At 26.9% G+C, this 17,278-nt stretch carries 19 protein-coding genes; 16 read left to right on the top strand and 3 right to left on the bottom strand.

The features are described 5' to 3' along the window. Positions 1–26 precede the first annotated feature (26 nt). From eno to AFAEC_RS00425, 3 genes are all read right to left on the bottom strand, one after another. Entirely contained in the window at positions 27–1,304 is a 1,278-nt protein-coding gene (eno, locus tag AFAEC_RS00435) for a phosphopyruvate hydratase (RefSeq protein ID WP_026806788.1), read from the bottom strand. Positions 1,305–1,451: 147 nt separating this feature from the next. Then, positions 1,452–2,501, bottom strand: a complete 1,050-nt coding sequence (gene recA, locus AFAEC_RS00430; RefSeq protein WP_026806789.1) for a recombinase RecA — start codon at positions 2,499–2,501, stop codon at positions 1,452–1,454. Positions 2,502–2,587: 86 nt separating this feature from the next. After that, positions 2,588–2,797 (bottom strand): hypothetical protein, encoded by a 210-nt coding sequence (locus AFAEC_RS00425; protein WP_026806790.1) that lies wholly within the window; start codon positions 2,795–2,797, stop codon positions 2,588–2,590. A gap of 105 nt (positions 2,798–2,902) precedes the next feature. On the opposite strand from AFAEC_RS00425, the gene pseB reads away from it, so the two are divergent. The 16 genes from pseB to AFAEC_RS00345 are packed head-to-tail and all read left to right on the top strand — an operon-like array spanning position 2,903 to position 17,264. After that, on the top strand, positions 2,903–3,895 hold the full coding sequence (gene pseB, locus AFAEC_RS00420; RefSeq protein WP_026806791.1) for a UDP-N-acetylglucosamine 4,6-dehydratase (inverting): 993 nt from the start codon (positions 2,903–2,905) through the stop codon (positions 3,893–3,895). Then, a complete protein-coding gene (gene pseC, locus AFAEC_RS00415; RefSeq protein ID WP_026806792.1) occupies positions 3,892–5,022 on the top strand; it encodes a UDP-4-amino-4,6-dideoxy-N-acetyl-beta-L-altrosamine transaminase in 1,131 nt (376 codons plus the stop codon). The genes pseB and pseC overlap by 4 nt, the downstream gene beginning before the upstream one ends. Beyond that, positions 5,015–5,731, top strand: a complete 717-nt coding sequence (pseF, locus tag AFAEC_RS00410) for a pseudaminic acid cytidylyltransferase (RefSeq protein ID WP_026806793.1) — start codon at positions 5,015–5,017, stop codon at positions 5,729–5,731. The genes pseC and pseF overlap by 8 nt, the downstream gene beginning before the upstream one ends. Positions 5,732–5,733: 2 nt before the next feature. Next, complete coding sequence (gene pseG, locus AFAEC_RS00405; RefSeq protein WP_027391046.1) at positions 5,734–6,642, top strand: UDP-2,4-diacetamido-2,4,6-trideoxy-beta-L-altropyranose hydrolase; 909 nt, start codon at positions 5,734–5,736, stop codon at positions 6,640–6,642. After that, the gene (gene pseI, locus AFAEC_RS00400; RefSeq protein ID WP_026806794.1) at positions 6,639–7,670 is read left to right on the top strand and encodes a pseudaminic acid synthase; all 1,032 of its coding nucleotides are present in this window, start codon (positions 6,639–6,641) and stop codon (positions 7,668–7,670) included. The genes pseG and pseI overlap by 4 nt, the downstream gene beginning before the upstream one ends. Further along, entirely contained in the window at positions 7,654–8,187 is a 534-nt protein-coding gene (locus AFAEC_RS00395) for a hypothetical protein (protein ID WP_026806795.1), read from the top strand. The genes pseI and AFAEC_RS00395 overlap by 17 nt, the downstream gene beginning before the upstream one ends. Before the next feature lie 3 nt (positions 8,188–8,190). Continuing rightward, entirely contained in the window at positions 8,191–8,481 is a 291-nt protein-coding gene (locus tag AFAEC_RS00390) for a hypothetical protein (RefSeq protein WP_026806796.1), read from the top strand. Beyond that, on the top strand, positions 8,481–9,179 hold the full coding sequence (locus AFAEC_RS00385; RefSeq protein ID WP_026806797.1) for an SDR family NAD(P)-dependent oxidoreductase: 699 nt from the start codon (positions 8,481–8,483) through the stop codon (positions 9,177–9,179). Before AFAEC_RS00390 ends, AFAEC_RS00385 begins: the two co-directional genes overlap by 1 nt. Then, positions 9,179–10,522, top strand: coding sequence for an ANL family adenylate-forming protein (locus tag AFAEC_RS00380; RefSeq protein WP_026806798.1), 1,344 nt, complete (start codon positions 9,179–9,181; stop codon positions 10,520–10,522). Before AFAEC_RS00385 ends, AFAEC_RS00380 begins: the two co-directional genes overlap by 1 nt. Next, a complete protein-coding gene (locus AFAEC_RS00375; RefSeq protein ID WP_026806799.1) occupies positions 10,519–11,409 on the top strand; it encodes a nucleoside-diphosphate sugar epimerase/dehydratase in 891 nt (296 codons plus the stop codon). Before AFAEC_RS00380 ends, AFAEC_RS00375 begins: the two co-directional genes overlap by 4 nt. 3 nt (positions 11,410–11,412) lie before the next feature. After that, positions 11,413–12,714: a phosphoenolpyruvate mutase gene (gene aepX / locus AFAEC_RS00370; protein WP_026806800.1), complete on the top strand. Its 1,302-nt coding sequence runs from the start codon at positions 11,413–11,415 to the stop codon at positions 12,712–12,714. 31 nt (positions 12,715–12,745) lie between these two features. Beyond that, positions 12,746–13,480, top strand: coding sequence for a metallophosphoesterase family protein (locus tag AFAEC_RS00365; protein ID WP_026806801.1), 735 nt, complete (start codon positions 12,746–12,748; stop codon positions 13,478–13,480). Then, the gene (locus tag AFAEC_RS00360; protein ID WP_026806802.1) at positions 13,481–14,476 is read left to right on the top strand and encodes an NAD-dependent epimerase/dehydratase family protein; all 996 of its coding nucleotides are present in this window, start codon (positions 13,481–13,483) and stop codon (positions 14,474–14,476) included. Further along, positions 14,469–15,212 carry a DUF6564 domain-containing protein gene (locus AFAEC_RS00355; protein ID WP_034216743.1) on the top strand — a complete coding sequence of 248 codons (744 nt, stop codon included), beginning with the start codon at positions 14,469–14,471 and terminating at the stop codon, positions 15,210–15,212. Before AFAEC_RS00360 ends, AFAEC_RS00355 begins: the two co-directional genes overlap by 8 nt. Further along, on the top strand, positions 15,196–16,365 hold the full coding sequence (locus AFAEC_RS00350; RefSeq protein ID WP_026806804.1) for a hypothetical protein: 1,170 nt from the start codon (positions 15,196–15,198) through the stop codon (positions 16,363–16,365). The genes AFAEC_RS00355 and AFAEC_RS00350 overlap by 17 nt, the downstream gene beginning before the upstream one ends. Continuing rightward, on the top strand, positions 16,362–17,264 hold the full coding sequence (locus AFAEC_RS00345) for a LicD family protein (RefSeq protein ID WP_026806805.1): 903 nt from the start codon (positions 16,362–16,364) through the stop codon (positions 17,262–17,264). The genes AFAEC_RS00350 and AFAEC_RS00345 overlap by 4 nt, the downstream gene beginning before the upstream one ends. The last annotated feature ends 14 nt before the right edge of the window (positions 17,265–17,278 follow it).

Here is a 17,278-nt window from a genome sequence, read left to right as displayed (position 1 = left end):
CCCTAAACCACTTCTTTTTTTCTTCATTATTTTTTAGAGAATGGTTCTTTCCCTAAATATTCAGCATAGCCAATTTCTGCGCCAATTTCAAGAAGTCTATTATATTTTGCAATTCTATCACTTCTTGCTGTACTTCCCGTTTTAATTTGCCCACAATTTAAAGCAACTGCAAAATCAGCAATAAATGCATCTTCACTCTCTCCACTTCTATGACTCATAACGCAGTTATAGTTATTTCTTTGAGCAAGTCTAATTGTCTGCATAGTTTCACTTACACTTCCAATTTGATTTGGTTTAATTAATACTGCATTTGCAATACCTTTTTTTATACCCTCAGCAACAATACTTGCATTTGTTACAAATAGATCATCTCCAACCAATTGAACTTTGTTTCCTAATCTTTGAGTTAATGTTTGCCAACCATCCCAATCATCTTCACTTAATCCATCTTCAATCGAAACTATTGGATATTTAGCACATAACTCTTCATAATATGCAACCATCTCAGAACTACTTAATTCTCTATTTTCACCTTTTAATACATACTTACCTGCATCATTGATTAATTCACTAGCAGCTACATCAAGTGCTATAGAGATTTGCTCCCCTGCTTTATATCCAGCTTTTGAAATAGCTTCCATAATTACAGCTATTGGCTCTTCATTAGATTTTAAATTTGGTGCGAATCCACCCTCATCCCCAACAGCAGTGCTTTCTCCCATTTTATCAATAATCTTTTTAAGATTTTGATAAATTTCAGCTACTGCTCTTAAACCTTCATTAAAGTTTTCAATTCCCGTTGGCATAATCATATACTCTTGAAAATCTACCGAGTTATTTGCATGCTCTCCACCATTTATAATATTGAACATAGGAACTGGCATAGTCATAGCATTTGCCCCACCTAAATATCTATAAAGTGGTATATTAAGAGAAGTTGCCGCTGCTCTTGCTGTTGCCATAGAGACACCTAAAACTGCATTTGCTCCCAAATTTGAGTAGTTATTTGTTCCATCTAGTTCTTTCATAATAGCATCAACTTCAGCTTGATTAAATGGGCTTTGTCCAATTAATTCATCAGCAATTCTTGTATTTACATTTTCAACTGCTTTTAAAACCCCTTTACCAAGATATCTATTATCACCATCTCTTAACTCTAAAGCTTCTCTTTTCCCAGTACTTGCACCACTTGGAACTATTGCACTAGCTTTTGTACCATCGCTTAGAATAACTGTTGCTCTAACTGTTGGATTTCCTCTTGAATCCATTACTTCATCAGCATAAACATTATCAATGTATACCACTTAGGTCTCCTAAATTTATAATTTCTTAAGATTATAGCTAAAAAAAATTTGTTGTTTGCTTTTGTAAGGAAAATTTAAATAAATGTAGTTTGGCAAAGGGAAATAAATCCCTGCCAATTTAGAATCTTTGAAGAGTTTTAACTATTTTTAATCATCAAGTCCTGCAACTTCATCACCATCATCACTTCCACCAGCAATAATAGCATCATTTATACCCATAGAGCTAAGAATTTTATCCTCTATCTCTTTTGCAATAGTAGGATTATCTAATAAAAATTGTTTTGAATTCTCTCTACCTTGTCCTATTTTAGTATCTCCATAACTAAACCAAGCTCCTGCTTTATCAATAATATCAAGCTTTACTCCATAATCCACAAGCTCTCCTGTTTTAGAAATACCCTCTCCAAACATAATATCAAATTCAGCTTGTTTAAATGGAGCTGCAACTTTATTTTTTACTACTTTAACTTTTACTCTATTTCCTATAGAGTTTTCACCTTGTTTAAGTGTTGCAATTCTTCTAATGTCAAGTCTTACAGATGAGTAGAATTTAAGTGCATTTCCACCTGTTGTAGTTTCTGGACTTCCATAACCAGTCATTCCTATTTTCATTCTTATTTGATTGATAAAAATAACAGTACAATTCATCTTGCTTAAAAGACCTGTTACTTTTCTTAAAGCCTTACTCATAAGTCTTGCTTGAACTCCTACTTGTTGGTCATCCATATCACCATCTATCTCAACTTTTGGAGTTAAAGCTGCAACAGAGTCCACAACTACTAAATCAACAGCTCCACTTCTAATAACAGTTTCAAGAATTTCTAAAGCTTGCTCTCCAAAATCTGGTTGAGATACTAGTAAGTTATCAGTATCAACACCTATATCTTTTGCATATTTTACATCTAATGCATGTTCGGCATCAATAAAGGCACAAACTCCTCCAGCTTTTTGAGCTTCAGCAATAGCATGTAAAGTTAAAGTTGTTTTTCCTGAACTCTCTGGTCCATAGATTTCAATAACTCTTCCTTTAGGAAGTCCTCCAACACCTAAAGCTAAATCAAGCCCTAAAGAACCTGTACTTATAGCTTCTGTGGGAATTACCTCTTTATCTCCAAGTCTTATTAATGTCCCTTTTCCAAAAGCTTTATCTATTTGTTTTATTGCAAGTTCAAGTGATTTTTTTTGGTTTTCATCCATAATTTTTACCTCATCTTTTATTTTATTTTGAAATCTTAGCAGAATTTTTTAGAAGTTATAAAAAATATTGCAATTTGTAATACTTTTTATTTTAAAATATTATCAACACCATTTTTCTGAATATTTTCTACAACTTCAATTGATTTTATATGAGAATTTACTCTCTTTTGCATAGTATAAGTTTTTATATGATTTGCCAAAATTTTTGTATATTTTTTATAATTTCTTGAATTTTTTTCAAAAGTTGCAAGCTTTTTTTGTATTTTTAAAATATCTTGCGGTATTGAATTTTCCATTTTTATAAACCTTCTTAACAAATCTAATCTTTATATTATTACATATAGTTAATTAAAATATAAAATTAGATATTATATTCAAATATTAAATCAAAGGTTCTTTTTATGTTTAATGGGAAAAATATTTTAATTACAGGTGGAACAGGAAGTTTCGGTAAGAAATATACTAAAATCTTATTAGAAAAGTATAAACCAAATAAAATCATAATTTTTAGTAGAGATGAGCTAAAACAGTATGAGATGTCTCAAGAGTTCAATGATAAATGTATGAGATATTTTATAGGTGATGTAAGAGATGCCCAAAGATTAAAAAAAGCAATGAAAGATGTAGATTTTGTAATCCATGCAGCTGCTCTTAAACATGTACCAATAGCTGAATACAATCCAATGGAGTGTATAAAAACAAATATAAATGGTGCACAAAATGTAATTGATGCTGCAATTGATAATGGTGTTTCAAAAATAATTGCTTTATCAACAGATAAAGCTGCTAATCCTGTAAATTTATATGGTGCTACAAAATTGGCTTCAGATAAACTTTTTGTTGCTGCAAATAATTTAGTTGGGAAAGAGGATATAAAATTCTCAGTTGTACGATATGGAAATGTTGTAGGTAGTCGAGGCTCAGTTGTTCCATATTTTCAGAAATTAATTAGTGAAGGTGTAAAAGAGCTTCCAATAACAGATAAAAAAATGACAAGATTTTTTATTACTCTTGAAGATGGAGTGAACTTTGTACTTAAAAACTTTGAAAGAATGCAAGGTGGAGAAATTTTTGTACCAAAAATTCCATCTATGAAGATAGTTGATATGGCAAAAGCTATGGCTCCAAATCTAAATCAAGAGATTATTGGAATTAGACCTGGAGAAAAACTTCATGAAATTATGTGCCCTGCTGATGATAGTCATTTAACACTAGAGTTTAATGATCACTATGTAATAAAACCAACTATAAAATTTACAAGTGGAGCTGATTATACTAAAAATCTTTTAGGAGAAGTAGGAGTTCCTGTTGAACAAGGTTTTGAATATAATTCAGGAAATAATACAAAGTGGCTAACAGATAAAGAGTTTTTAGAAATGGTTAAAAAGATATGATAGATTTTATACCTTATGGAAAACAGACTATTGATGAAGATGATATAAATAGTGTAATTGAAGTTTTAAAATCTCCTTTTTTAACTACTGGACCAAAAATAGAAGAGTTTGAAAAAAAGTTAGCAAACTATTGTAATGTAAACTATTGTATTGCTGTAACAAATGGAACAGCAGCACTTCATCTAGCTTCAATGGTACTTTTAAATAAAAATGACAAAGTTTTAACAACACCAAACTCTTTTTTAGCAACTTCAAACTCTATTTTATATGTAAAGGCAAAACCAATTTTTGTAGATATTTACGAAGATGGGAATATAAATTTAGATTTATGTGAAGAAGAATTAAAAAAAGATTCAACTATAAAAGCAATTTATGTAGTCCATTTCTCTGGAAAAGCTGTAAATCAAGAGAAATTAAAATATCTAAAAGATAGATACAATATAAAAATTTTAGAAGATTGTGCACATAGTTTAGGTGCAAATTTTGGAAATATAAAAGCTGGAAGTTCTACTAATAGTGATTGTTCAATTCTATCATTTCACCCTGTAAAACATATTACAACAGGTGAAGGTGGAGCAATTACAACTAATTCAAAAGAACTTTATGAAAAATTATTAGAACTTAGAGCACATGGAATGCAAAGAAGAGTAGATATTGCACCTTGGTACTATGAAATGAACTCTTTAGGATTTAATTATAGAATTACTGATATTGCTTGTGCCTTAGGAATTAGCCAATTAAAAAAAATCGATAATTTTATTGAAAAAAGAAAAAATATAGCAAAAAATTATGATAAAGCTTTTTTAAATTCAATAGTAAAACCTTTATACAATTTTGATAAAGATTCATCTTACCATCTTTATGTTGTTAGAGTTGATTTTAGTAAATTAAATATTACAAAAATCAAGCTATTTAATAAAATGAAAGAAAAAAATATAGGTTTACAATTACACTATATTCCTATAAACAAACAACCTTTTTACAAAAATCTAGGTTATGGAAAAGAGAATACTCCAATTATGGACAGATATTATGAAGAGTGTTTTTCTCTTCCTATGTATCCAACTTTAACTATTGAAGAACAAGAATATGTAATAAAAAACTTATTGGAATTATTAAATGACTAAATGTATAGCTATAATTCCTGCTCGTGGAGGGAGTAAAAGAATTCCAAGAAAAAATATAAAAGATTTTCATGGAAAACCTTTAATTGCTTATAGTATAGAAATTGCTTTAAAATCAAATCTTTTTGATAAAGTTATAGTCTCAACAGAGGATGAGGAAATAGCTAAAATAGCTAAAAGTTTTGGTGCAAGTGTTCCATTTATAAGACCAAAAGAGTTAAGTGATGATTTTATAGGAACAGGAGCAGTTATCGAACATACTATAAATTTTTTAAAAGAAAAAGGAGAAAAGATAGATTTTATTTGTACTATCTATGCAACTGCTCCTTTTTTACAAGAAGAATATCTGATTGAAGGTTTTGAAAAGTTAAAAAACTCAAATGCTAAAAATGCTTTTTCATGTACTTCTATGCCATTTCCAATTCAAAGAACTTTTAAAATAACACCAGATGAAAGATGTGAAATGTTTTGGAAAGAAAATTTTTCAAAAAGAAGCCAAGATTTAGAAGAGGCTTTCCAAGATGCAGGACAATTCTATTGGACAAATTTAAATGTAAAATCAGATGATATAATTTTTGGTAAAGATAGCATCCCTATAATTTTACCTAGATATTTAGTTCAAGATATAGATACTTTGGAAGATTGGACTAGAGCTGAATTTATGTATGAAGCTCTAAAAAAAGATGAAAAGTCTAAAAATATGGAAAAATAAAAATGAATATTTTAATAAGAGCTGATTCTTCTTCAGATATTGGAACTGGACATATTATGAGAGATTTAGTTTTAACTAAACAATTTGATAAAGATAATATTATCTTTGCTACACAAGATTTAGAAGGTAACATAAATCATAAGATAAAAGATGCTGGATATGAACTAGAAATTTTAAAAAGCAATAATTTTGAAGAGTTAAATGAACTTATAAAAAAATTAAATATAGAGATGATAGTAATCGATAACTATAATATAGACTACAAATTTGAAAAAAAATTAAAAGAACAAAATCCAAAACTAAAAATCTTTGTATTTGACGATATATATGAAAAACATTATTGTGATATTTTGTTAAACCATAATATCTATGCAGATAAAAAAAGGTATAGAAACTTAGTGCCAAATAAAAGTGAGTTGAGATGTGGAGCAAAATATACACTTTTAAGAGATGAGTTTTTAAAATCAAAAAATCAAAAAATCAAAAAATCAAAAACTAAAACAATATTTGTAGCAATGGGTGGAACTGACCAGAAGAACCTAAATATTAAAATACTAAAAACTATAAAAAAAGTTTCTAAAAATATAAAAATAAATCTTGTAACTACAACTTCAAATAAAAATTTAGAAAAATTAAAAGAGTATTGTCAAGATAAAAAATCAATCAATTTATATATAAATTCAAATGAAATAGCAAAACTTATGAATAAAAGCCATTTTGCTATAATAACTCCTAGTGTTACTGCAAATGAAGCTTATTATTTAAAATTGCCTTTTATTGTTATAAAAACAGCACAAAATCAAAAAAAGATGTATAAGTACCTTACAAAAAATGGCTATTTTACTATAAAAAATTTTGATAAAAAAAGGCTAAAAAAATACATAAAACTATTTTTGGAGAAAAAAATATGAAAATAGGAAATTTTGATTTAAACAAAGATGGGACATTTATCATTGCAGAACTTAGTGCAAATCACAATGGAAGTTTACAAACAGCACTTGAAACTATAAAAGCAGCAAAAGAAATAGGTGCAAATGCTATAAAACTTCAAACATACACAGCTGATACTATCACTTTAAATAGTAAAAATCCCGATTTTATGATAGATGGTGGAACACTTTGGGATGGTAAAAATCTATATGAACTATATCAAGAAGCTTATACTCCTTGGGAGTGGCACAAAGAGTTGTTTGATTATGCACGAAGTTTAGATATTGATATTTTTTCAACACCTTTTGATAAAAGTGCCGTTGATTTTCTTGAACAGTTTAATCCAACATCTTACAAAATTGCCTCTTTTGAGATAACTGATTATGAGCTTGTAAGATATACTGCAAGTAAACAAAAACCAATAATCATAAGTACAGGAATAGCAACTATTGATGAAATACAAGATGTAGTAAATATTTGTAAAAGTGTTGGGAATGAGAATATTATATTATTAAAATGTACTAGTGAATATCCAGCAAAGCTAGAAGAAGCAAATCTAAAAACTATCCCCAATATGAAAGAAACTTTTGGTGTTGAAGTTGGATTTTCTGATCATACCTTAGGACATATTGCTCCTATTGTTGCAGTTACTTTGGGTGCAAAAGTTATAGAAAAACACTTTATTTTAGATAAATCTATTGGAGGAGCTGATAGTGGATTTAGCCTTGATAAACAAGAGTTTAGTGAGTTAGTAAAAGCTGTAAGAGATAGTGAAAAACTACTTGGAATTGTTGATTATAGTTTAAATGAAAAACGAAAAAAACAGCGACGATTTGCTAGAAGTTTATATATTTGTAAAGATGTAAAAGTTGGTGAAAAATTTAGCGAAGAGAATATAAAAAGTGTTCGTCCTTTTTATGGACTTCACCCAAAACACTTAAAAGATATTTTAGGTAAAACTGCTAAAAAAGATTATAAATTTGGGGATAGAGTTGAAAATAGTTTTTAAAGATTTTATCTTTTTAGATGAAAATGAAAGTAAAGAGATTTTAGAACTTAGAAATCAAAAATATATAAAAGATAATATGTTAAATAGAGAAAATATAAGTTTAGAAAATCATATAAACTTTATCAACTCTTTAAAAACTTTAGAAGATAGAAAATATTTTGCTATTTTAGAAGGAAATGAGATAATAGGTTCCTTAAACTTTATAAAAAATAAAGAGCTTATCTGGGGATTGTATTTTAAAGAAGAAATAAATCCTATCTTAAAATCTTGTACAACATATCTTTTTTTAGAGTATATTTTTAATAAATTTGATGAAAAGATAAACTCTTTTGTAAAAAAAAGTAATATTGTTGCATTGAACTTTAATAAAAATTTTGGATTTAAAAGTTTTAAAGAAGACGAAGAGATTATATATTTAAAACTATCGAATAAAGATTGGCAAAATCAAAAGAATTCAAAACTACTAAAACCAATTAAAAGATATTTAGATAAAATAGAGTATCAATTTAAGGATTAGAAGATGAGAGAAAAGATTGAAAATATCATATATGAAACATTAAAAGAGCTAAATGAAGAGTTAGAAAATGAAGCCTTTGAAAACCCAAGCTTAAAAACAAAACTTTATGGTGGAAATGATAGCTTAGACTCTTTAGCATTAGTTAGTTTTATTGCTGATTTAGAAGATAAAATTTCAGATGAGTTTTCAAAAAATATCGTTTTAGCAGATGAAAAAGCTATGAGTTCAAAAACTTCTCCTTTTAGAAATATAGAGAGTTTAACTTTATATATTAAAGATTTATTGGAAAATTAATGAATAAAATCATAGTTATAACTGGAACTTCAAAAGGGATAGGAGAAGCTTTAGCTTTACACTATTTATCTAAAAACTGTATTGTAATTGGTTGTAGCAGAAGCAAAGCTTCGATAAATCATAAAAATTATAGGCATTTTTCACTAGAAGTTAATGATGAAAAAGCCGTTGTAAGTATGATAAGAGAGATAAAAAAAGAGTTTAGTCATATTGATATTTTAATAAACAATGCAGCAATTGCATCTATGAATCATATTTTGACAACTTCACTTGAAACTATTTCAAAACTTTTTAATACAAATTTTTTGGGAACTTTTTTATTTACAAGAGAAGTATCAAAAGTAATGATGAAAAAAAAGAGTGGACGAATTATAAATTTTACAACAGTTGCAAAACCTTTAAAACTTGAAGGAGAGGCTATTTATGCTTCAAGCAAAGCTGCTATTGAGAGTTTTACACAAACAGCTTCAAAAGAGTTAAACCCTTTTAATATCACTGTAAATGCAATAGGTCCAACACCAATACAAACAGATTTGATAAAAGCTATACCAAAAGAAAAAATTGATGAACTTTTAAATAAACAAACAGTAAAAAGGTTTGGTACTTTTGAAGATATTATAAATGTGGTAGATTTTTTTAGTAGTGATAAAAGTGGTTTTATTACAGGGCAAATAATCTATCTTGGTGGAGTAAATTAATGAGTTTTTTATTAGATAAATTTAAAAGTTTTTCTTTAAAACCTATACTAATATTTGACGAAACTTCATACACTTATGAAAATTTTATAAAACAAATAGAAAAGTATATAAAAACTTTAAATGAAGACCAAATAAATTCAAAAGTTGTAGCAATTTTAGGAGATTACTCTTTTTACAATCTTGCACTATTTTTTGCTTTATATGAAACAAAAAATATTATAGTTCCTATTACTACAAATATAAAAAAAATACAAGATGAGTATTTACAAGAGTCATTTTGCCAAATTTGCATAAAAACTTCTAAAAATGAATTAATAATTTCCAATTTAAAGCAAACAAATTCTCATACTATGATAGATAGTTTAAAAGAAAAAAATAGCTCTGGATTAGTTCTATTTTCAAGTGGAAGTACAGGAAAACCAAAAGCGATGATACATAATCTTGATAATCTTATAAACTCTTACAAAGATAAAAAAGAGAAATCTATGAATATGTTGGTTTTTTTAATGTTTGACCATATTGGTGGATTAAATACAGTTTTTAATACACTGTTTATGGGAGCTTGTTTGATAATACCAAAAAATAGAGATGCAAAAAATATTTGTCAATTAATTGATAAATATAAAATCATGGTACTTCCAAGTAGTCCTACTTTTTTAAATCTAATTTTAATTTCCGAAGAGTATAAAAGTTATGATTTAAGTAGTTTAAGAATGATTACTTATGGAACTGAAACTATGCCACAATCTCTTTTAGATAAACTCAAAAAAGCTTTTCCAAAAGTAAAATTTTTACAAACTTTTGGAACAAGTGAAACAGGAATTAGCACTACTAGTTCAAAATCTTCAAACTCGCTATTTATGAAACTTGAAGATATAAATTGTGAGTATAAAATAGTAGAAAATGAGTTGTGGCTTAAAAGCACTACTCAAGTTTTAGGTTACTTAAATGCTTCAATGGATAGTTTTACATCAGATGGTTGGTTTAAAACTGGAGACCTAGTCGAAGAGCTTGAAGATGGTTATCTAAAAATCATTGGAAGAAGCAAAGAGATTATAAATGTAGGTGGGCAAAAAGTAAACCCAAGTGAAGTTGAAAGTCTAATTTTAAATCTTGATTGTGTAGATGATTGTATGGTTTATGCTGAACAAAATGCGATAACAGGACAAACAGTTGTTTGTGATGTAGTTTTAAATAAGGAAATAGATAATATCAAAAAAACTATACGACTTTTTTGTAAGGATAAGCTAGATACTTTTAAAATCCCAACAAAAGTAAATATTGTGGAAAAAACAAATTTTAGTGATAGATTTAAAAAAATTAGAAGGAAGGAGAATATTTGAAAATAGTTATTTTTGGTACAGGAGCAGCAGGAAGAGCTATATATAGAACTTTTAAAAACAAGCACAATATCATAGCTTTTGTAGATAGTAATAAAAACCTAAAAGATACATTTTATGATGATATAGTAGTAAAGTATATTGATAAAATTAGTAGTATAGAGTTTGATAAAATTGCAATTTCTGGAGTGTGGATAGAGGAGATGCAAAAACAGTTAATAGCTTTAAATATACCAAAAGAAAAAATATGGCTTGTAGAAGATACAGAGCTTTTATTTTCTAGCAAAGAAAGAGTCAAAACAACAGATTTTCTTATAAAAGAGTTTGCAAATCTTATGAAACAATCAAATATCTCTTACTATATAGAAGGTTCTTCTTTACTTTGTTTATTAAGAGGGCAAAATTTATCTGATGTTTCAGATGTAGATATATTAGTAACATCAAAAAAAGATATAGAAGAAATTTGGGAAGTTTTAAATCAAAGTGAAATTTTTAAAAACCAACAACTAATAAAAGTTGTTTATAAAAATGATAAAATCCTCACAAAAAAAGGGGAAATAAACAAAATAATAGTAAAGAGTAATGACCAAAACATAAAAACCGAACCAACAATTATAGATATAAATCTAGCAAGTGACATAGGAAAGTATTATATACTTGATTATGAAGAGGAGTCTTATCACTACTACAATAAAGAGTTTGTAGATAGTGGAAGAAATTTTAATTATAAAGATATTATACTTCAAATTCCTAAAGATGCTGAAAAATATGTTGAACAAGCTTATGGTAAAAGTTGGAGAACTCCAGCTAAAAAATGGTCTTATTTGGATTATGGAAATATATTATTATCAAACTATAAGCTAAAAGAGTTTATGGAAAAGGGAGTATAAAGTATGACAATAGTTTATGTAAGCTTAATGGCTGATTTAGTACATGCGGGGCATATAAGAGTATTAAAAGAAGCAAGTAAACATGGAGAAGTGATTGTTGGATTGTGGACATTAAAAGCTTGTGGTGAAGTAAATGATATAACATACTTAGATTATGATAAAAGAAAAGAAGTACTTGAAAGCTTTTCAATGGTAAAAAAAATTATTCCACAAAATAGTGCTAGTTATAAGGATAATTTATTGAAACTTAAACCACATTTTGTAGTTCATGGTGATGATTGGAAAAGTGGTTATCAAAAAAAATATAGAGAAGAAGTAATTGAACTACTTAAAGAATGGGATGGCAAATTAATAGAAATTCCGTATAGTAGTGATATCTCAGATCTTAAAATAAAAGAAGAGAAACAAAAACTTGGAATTACTAGTACAGCAAGATTAGGAAGACTTAGAAAATTAATTGAAGCAAAACCTATTGTAAAAATCTTAGAAGTGCATAATGCTTTAAGTGGTCTAATTGCAGAAAATGCAAGTGAACAAACAGCAGATGAAGAGATAGTGACTTTTGATGGTATGTGGTCAAGTTCTCTAACAGATAGTACATCAAAAGGAAAGCCAGATATTGAAGCAGTTGATACAACAGCTAGAATGACTACTATAAATGAAATCTTTGAAGTTACTACAAAACCTATGATTTATGATGCAGATACAGGTGGAAAGCAAGAACATTTTGAATTTACTGTTAGAACACTTGAAAGAACAGGAGTAAGTGCAGTAATAATAGAAGATAAAACTGGATTAAAGAAAAACTCACTTTTTGGTACAGAAGTAGAACAAACACAAGATAGTATTAAAAACTTTTGTGAAAAAATAAAAGCAGGTAAAAAAGCACAAATAACAGATGAGTTTATGATTATTGCAAGAATTGAAAGCTTAATTTTAGATAAAGGTATGGATGATGCAATAGCTAGAGCAAGAGCATATGTAATTGCTGGTGCAGATGGAATAATGATTCATTCAAGATATAAAGATCCAAAAGAGATTATAGAGTTTATTACACTATTTAGAGAAAATGATAAAGATACTCCACTTGTAGTTGTACCAACTTCTTTTAATAGTGTAACAACTAATGAGTTTGCTGCGATGGGTGTAAATATAGTAATTTATGCAAATCATATGCTAAGAGCTGCATATCCTGGAATGATGAAAGTCGCTAAATCAATATTAAAATATAAAAGAAGTTTTGAAGCAGAATCTGATTGTATGGAGATAAAAGAGATTTTAGATTTAATTCCAGGAACTAGATAATGAGTATAAATAATAAATATAAGGTTTACAAATGTACTTAATCTTGCTTTCTGATATTCATGCGAACTTAGAAGCATTAACTTCTGTTTTAAAGGATATTAAAGATAAAAATCTTTCTAAATATCGTTTTTGTATTTTAGGGGATGTAATAAATTATGGTGTACATACCAATGAAGTTTTAGAAGAATTAAAAGCCATAGAACCAATTACTGAAGTTTTACTTGCAGGTAATCATGAAATGGCTTTTCTTGGTATTGAAGATAATCGTTTTTCATCACAAAGAGGTAAAGATGCTTTAAATATAATCAAAGACAATATAAGCATTGAAAATAGTAACTATATTAAAAATATTTTTACAAAATCTTTTGTTAGTAAAATAATAGATGGTAAAAAATATCTATTTATTCATGGGTCTTTAGATGATATTTTTTGGGGTACAATAAATCCTTCAAATATAAATGAAAACCTATATAAAGAGTATGATGTTGTATTTTCAGGACATTCTCATAAACCACATTTTTTTGAGATTTTTTATAAAGATGAAAATTCACAGTTAAAAGAAAGAAAAAAAACAATTTTTATAAATCCTGGCTCTGTTGGACAACCAAGAAATTTAGATAATTCTTCTCAATATGCAATTTTCGATACTCTTACAAATAATATACAATTTTGTAAAGTCTCTTATGACATAAAAAAAGAACAAGAAGCATATAAGAACTATAACATTGATAAATATTATAAAGATAGACTTGAAAAGGGTGTATAAATGAGAGAAGTTATAGTTATTAGTGGTGTTACAGGAATGACTGGCAATGAACTCGCAAGACAATATGTGAATAAAGGAGTAAATGTAGTTGGGTTTGATAATTTTTTTGCTAGTTCGATAAGAAGTGTATCAGATTTAGAAAGTAATAAGCATTTTACCTTTTTTGAATATGATATAAATAATATAGAGCAGATGAGAAAATTACAAAAATATTTAGAGCTTAATTATAAAGATTATAATTTATATTTTATTAATTGTGCAGCAGTAGTACATACTAAACATTTTTATAATGTAAATGATACATTTGAAACTAATGTTTTAGGAATGAAAAGTTTTTTAGATATGGCAATCGGATTAAGAGCCAAAAAATTTATAAATTGTAGTACTTCTGAAGTTTATTCTATGCAATCTTGGAAAAAAGAGGGTGTAAAAGAAGAAGACTCCATAACACTTGCAACGGTAGAAAACTCACAAAGAACAAGTTATGCAACAGGAAAATTATTAACAGAATTTTTTATTAAAGATGCTGTATTAAAAGATTTAATACAAGGTTGCTCTATTCGTTTTGCTAATGTATATAGTAATGATGAACTATATAGTGAACACATAATACCATATATAATTGATAAGCTAAAAAGTAATAACTGTATAACACTACTTGAAAATTCAAAAATAAATAGCAGAACTTTTTTACACAATTATGATAGTTGTTCTTCGATTATATCTCTTTTAGAAAGTGATAAAGCATTAGATGGAAGTGTTTATAATGTTGGTACACAAGAAGAGATACAAATATTAGAACTTGTACAAAAAATTGCAAATAAAATGAATATTAAAAACTTACAAATTTACTATGATGGATATAGAGAAAATGATCCTATTAGAAGGCTCTTAAATACTGATAAAATTAAAGCTAAGACAAATTGGAAAGAAACCATAACACTTAATATGGGGCTTGATATGTGTATTAATACAAAGGTTAAAAATAATGAATAGAGCAATAATTATTACCATAGCTGGTGAGTCAAAAAGGTTTAGGAAAAGTATAAATAAGGATATTTTAAAATCTATGTACAAAGAAGAAGAATACCCATCTATACTAGATATTTTATTAAATTATTCTCTTGATTTGTTTGATACTATTGTAATTGTTGGGGGATATAAATTTGATGAACTAGAAAGTTATATTAATAGTTTATATAATGATAAAATAGTTTTGGTAAAAAATAGTAATTATATGTTTGGAAGTAATGAATCATTATTGTGTGGAATTAGAGCCTTAGATAAAAAATATGATGAGGTACTTTTTATAGAAGGAGATTTAATTATTGATAAAAATTCTTTCCAAGCAGTTGTAGATAGCAAAAAAAATGTAATTACATACAATACTGAACAAATAGATGCAAAAACATCTGTTATTTTTTATATCAATACAAAAAATAAAATAGTATATAAGTATGATACTGGTCATGAATTTTTAGAGATAAATGAACCTTTTGTTTCTATTAAAAACTCTGCTCAGATTTGGAAGTTTATAGACTTTAAACTTTTAAAAAAGATTTCTGCTATATTTACACAAGAAAATTTAAATTATACCAATCTTGAAACTATAGATAAATATTTTTCTAAAATCGAAACTAATTTGGTAGATTTTATAAAAATCAGAAATTGGTATAATTGTAATACAATAGATAATTACAAGCAAGGAGTATCAAATGAATTCTACAAATAACAAAGTAAAAAGTTTAGCAAAAAAAATTAATAATAATGAAAAAATAAAAATAGCTATATTTGGATTAGGGAGTGTTGGTAACTATTTACTAAATTATTTTTTATCTCTAAAAGATTCTCAAATAGAAATTTTAGTTTTGGGTAGAAATATAGAGAAGTTAGAGCAAGATGTAAATATAGCTACTGTCGCAGCATCTATTAGAGGAGAATTGTTCTCTAATATTATAGTAAAAAAAGTAGATTTTAATAATATTGAAAATATAGTAGATATTTTAAAAGAAGAAAATCCAGATTTTATTGTTAATTCTTCAAGAGCTTATAGTGGAATAAAATATGGTGGAATTTCTTGGCATAATATTAGAGCATATGGAATATGGACACCATTATCAATAAGTATTATAAAAAATATTATGCTTGCTCATAAAAAAGCTTCTAGCGATGCAATAGTTATAAACACTTCATATTCTGATGCGGTGAATGCTTGGTTAAAATCATCAGGACTCAATTATCCAGATTTTGGTAGTGGAAATTTAAACCACTTAATACCTAGAATAAAATTTGCAGTAAAACAAGAACTAGGATTATCAATAAAAGATGAGATAAATGTAATAATCTCTACAAGTCATTTTCATGACGTTGTAATATCTAAAGAAGGACAAACGGAGGGCATAAATCCACTTCTTAATATTACAGTAAACAAAAAAGATGTTATTTTGGATATAAATAAAATCTATAAAGCTTGTGCAATAAATATGCCTACAGATCAAAAAAGAAATATGATGAATGCTAGTAGTAATTTTGAGATAGTAGTAAAGATTATAAAAGCATTAAGAGAAAAAAAATCTCTAACTTTTCATTCACCAGGTGCTTTTGGAGAAATTGGTGGTTATCCAATAAAAATTGATGGTAATCTTCAAGAAATAAGTTTTGATGAAAGTTATTTTTCATATGATGATATGAGAAATCATAATAAAAACTCTTTATATTTAGACGGTATAGAAAAAATAGAAGATGCAACACTTTACTATACTGATGAGCTTATAAACAAAGTAAAAGATGTTTTTAATATAAACTTACCAAAAAAAATACACTTTAATGAGATTGATGAAGTAGCCAATTTATTAATTGAGAAAATTATCAAGGTTAATATATGAAAAATATAATAATTTTTGGAGCTAGTAAGTTTGGCGAAAGAGTTTTTAATCATTTAAAAGGTAAACAAGATTTTAATGTTATTGGTTTTTGTGATAATGATATTAAAAAACATAATACAAAGTTATTTGATAAAAATATCTATTCTCCTGAATCTTTAGAAAAGCTAGATTATGATGAAATAATTATTGCTAGTTCATGGGAATTTGAAATAGAAAAACAACTTTTAAGTATGGGTATTTTTAAAAATAAAGTTAATATATTTTATTCTAATACTGAAGAGTTACAGTTTAAAGATAATAAAAATATACAAATAGCAGAGCAGTTAATGTTTGATATTGCTGAATTATTTAATCAAAATGACATTGTGTACCATGTTGATCATGGAACTCTTTTGGGTATTATACGAGATAATAAAATATTACCTTGGGATATAGATATAGATTTTGCAGTTCCTGCTTTAGAAATAGAAAAAATCAAAAAGCTATTATCTAGTTATTTACCTAGCTATAAAAATGAGTATTGCGAAGATAACAATTGGAAGATAGATATAAAGATTCGAGATATTGTAATTGGAAATGAAGAAAAAGAACTTCCTATGATTTTGACTATATATAATAGTATAAGTACCTCTAATATAAATAATGAAGTGTTAGGTTTAGACTTAGCTTTCAAATATGAACATAATGATACATTGTATTGGATGGTTTCAAAAAGAAGATTAAACTCTAAAAAAGAAATCTGCTTTCCAGCAAAAGAGTATATTTTCAAAAATAAAATAATAAAAATACCAAATGATGAAGTTATATATTTAGAAAAGCTGTATGGTAATTGGAAAAAGGTTATTAAAAATTGGCATTACAGTAAATATACAAATATTGACTATTATTCAAATTCATAATAAGATAAGTAGAA

Origin of the sequence: Aliarcobacter faecis (assembly GCF_013201705.1) — a bacterium.
GTDB classification, from domain to species: Bacteria; Campylobacterota; Campylobacteria; order Campylobacterales; family Arcobacteraceae; genus Aliarcobacter; species Aliarcobacter faecis.
The sequence above is the reverse complement of the archived record's forward strand: the minus strand, read 5'-3'. Positions and strand labels throughout refer to the sequence as shown.

Excerpts from the sequence above, each read along its gene's own strand:
- AFAEC_RS00355 (WP_034216743.1), top strand. The coding sequence starts at position 14,469 with ATGAATAGAGCAATAATTATTACCATAGCTGGTGAGTCAAAAAGGTTT.
- AFAEC_RS00345 (WP_026806805.1), top strand. The coding sequence starts at position 16,362 with ATGAAAAATATAATAATTTTTGGAGCTAGTAAGTTTGGCGAAAGAGTT.
- pseB (WP_026806791.1), top strand. The coding sequence starts at position 2,903 with ATGTTTAATGGGAAAAATATTTTAATTACAGGTGGAACAGGAAGTTTC.
- AFAEC_RS00365 (WP_026806801.1), top strand. The coding sequence starts at position 12,746 with ATGTACTTAATCTTGCTTTCTGATATTCATGCGAACTTAGAAGCATTA.
- AFAEC_RS00425 (WP_026806790.1), bottom strand. The coding sequence starts at position 2,797 with ATGGAAAATTCAATACCGCAAGATATTTTAAAAATACAAAAAAAGCTT.
- AFAEC_RS00350 (WP_026806804.1), top strand. The coding sequence starts at position 15,196 with ATGAATTCTACAAATAACAAAGTAAAAAGTTTAGCAAAAAAAATTAAT.
- aepX (WP_026806800.1), top strand. The coding sequence starts at position 11,413 with ATGACAATAGTTTATGTAAGCTTAATGGCTGATTTAGTACATGCGGGG.
- pseF (WP_026806793.1), top strand. The coding sequence starts at position 5,015 with ATGACTAAATGTATAGCTATAATTCCTGCTCGTGGAGGGAGTAAAAGA.
- pseG (WP_027391046.1), top strand. The coding sequence starts at position 5,734 with ATGAATATTTTAATAAGAGCTGATTCTTCTTCAGATATTGGAACTGGA.
- AFAEC_RS00380 (WP_026806798.1), top strand. The coding sequence starts at position 9,179 with ATGAGTTTTTTATTAGATAAATTTAAAAGTTTTTCTTTAAAACCTATA.
- pseI (WP_026806794.1), top strand. The coding sequence starts at position 6,639 with ATGAAAATAGGAAATTTTGATTTAAACAAAGATGGGACATTTATCATT.
- AFAEC_RS00360 (WP_026806802.1), top strand. The coding sequence starts at position 13,481 with ATGAGAGAAGTTATAGTTATTAGTGGTGTTACAGGAATGACTGGCAAT.
- AFAEC_RS00385 (WP_026806797.1), top strand. The coding sequence starts at position 8,481 with ATGAATAAAATCATAGTTATAACTGGAACTTCAAAAGGGATAGGAGAA.
- pseC (WP_026806792.1), top strand. The coding sequence starts at position 3,892 with ATGATAGATTTTATACCTTATGGAAAACAGACTATTGATGAAGATGAT.
- AFAEC_RS00390 (WP_026806796.1), top strand. The coding sequence starts at position 8,191 with ATGAGAGAAAAGATTGAAAATATCATATATGAAACATTAAAAGAGCTA.
- recA (WP_026806789.1), bottom strand. The coding sequence starts at position 2,501 with ATGGATGAAAACCAAAAAAAATCACTTGAACTTGCAATAAAACAAATA.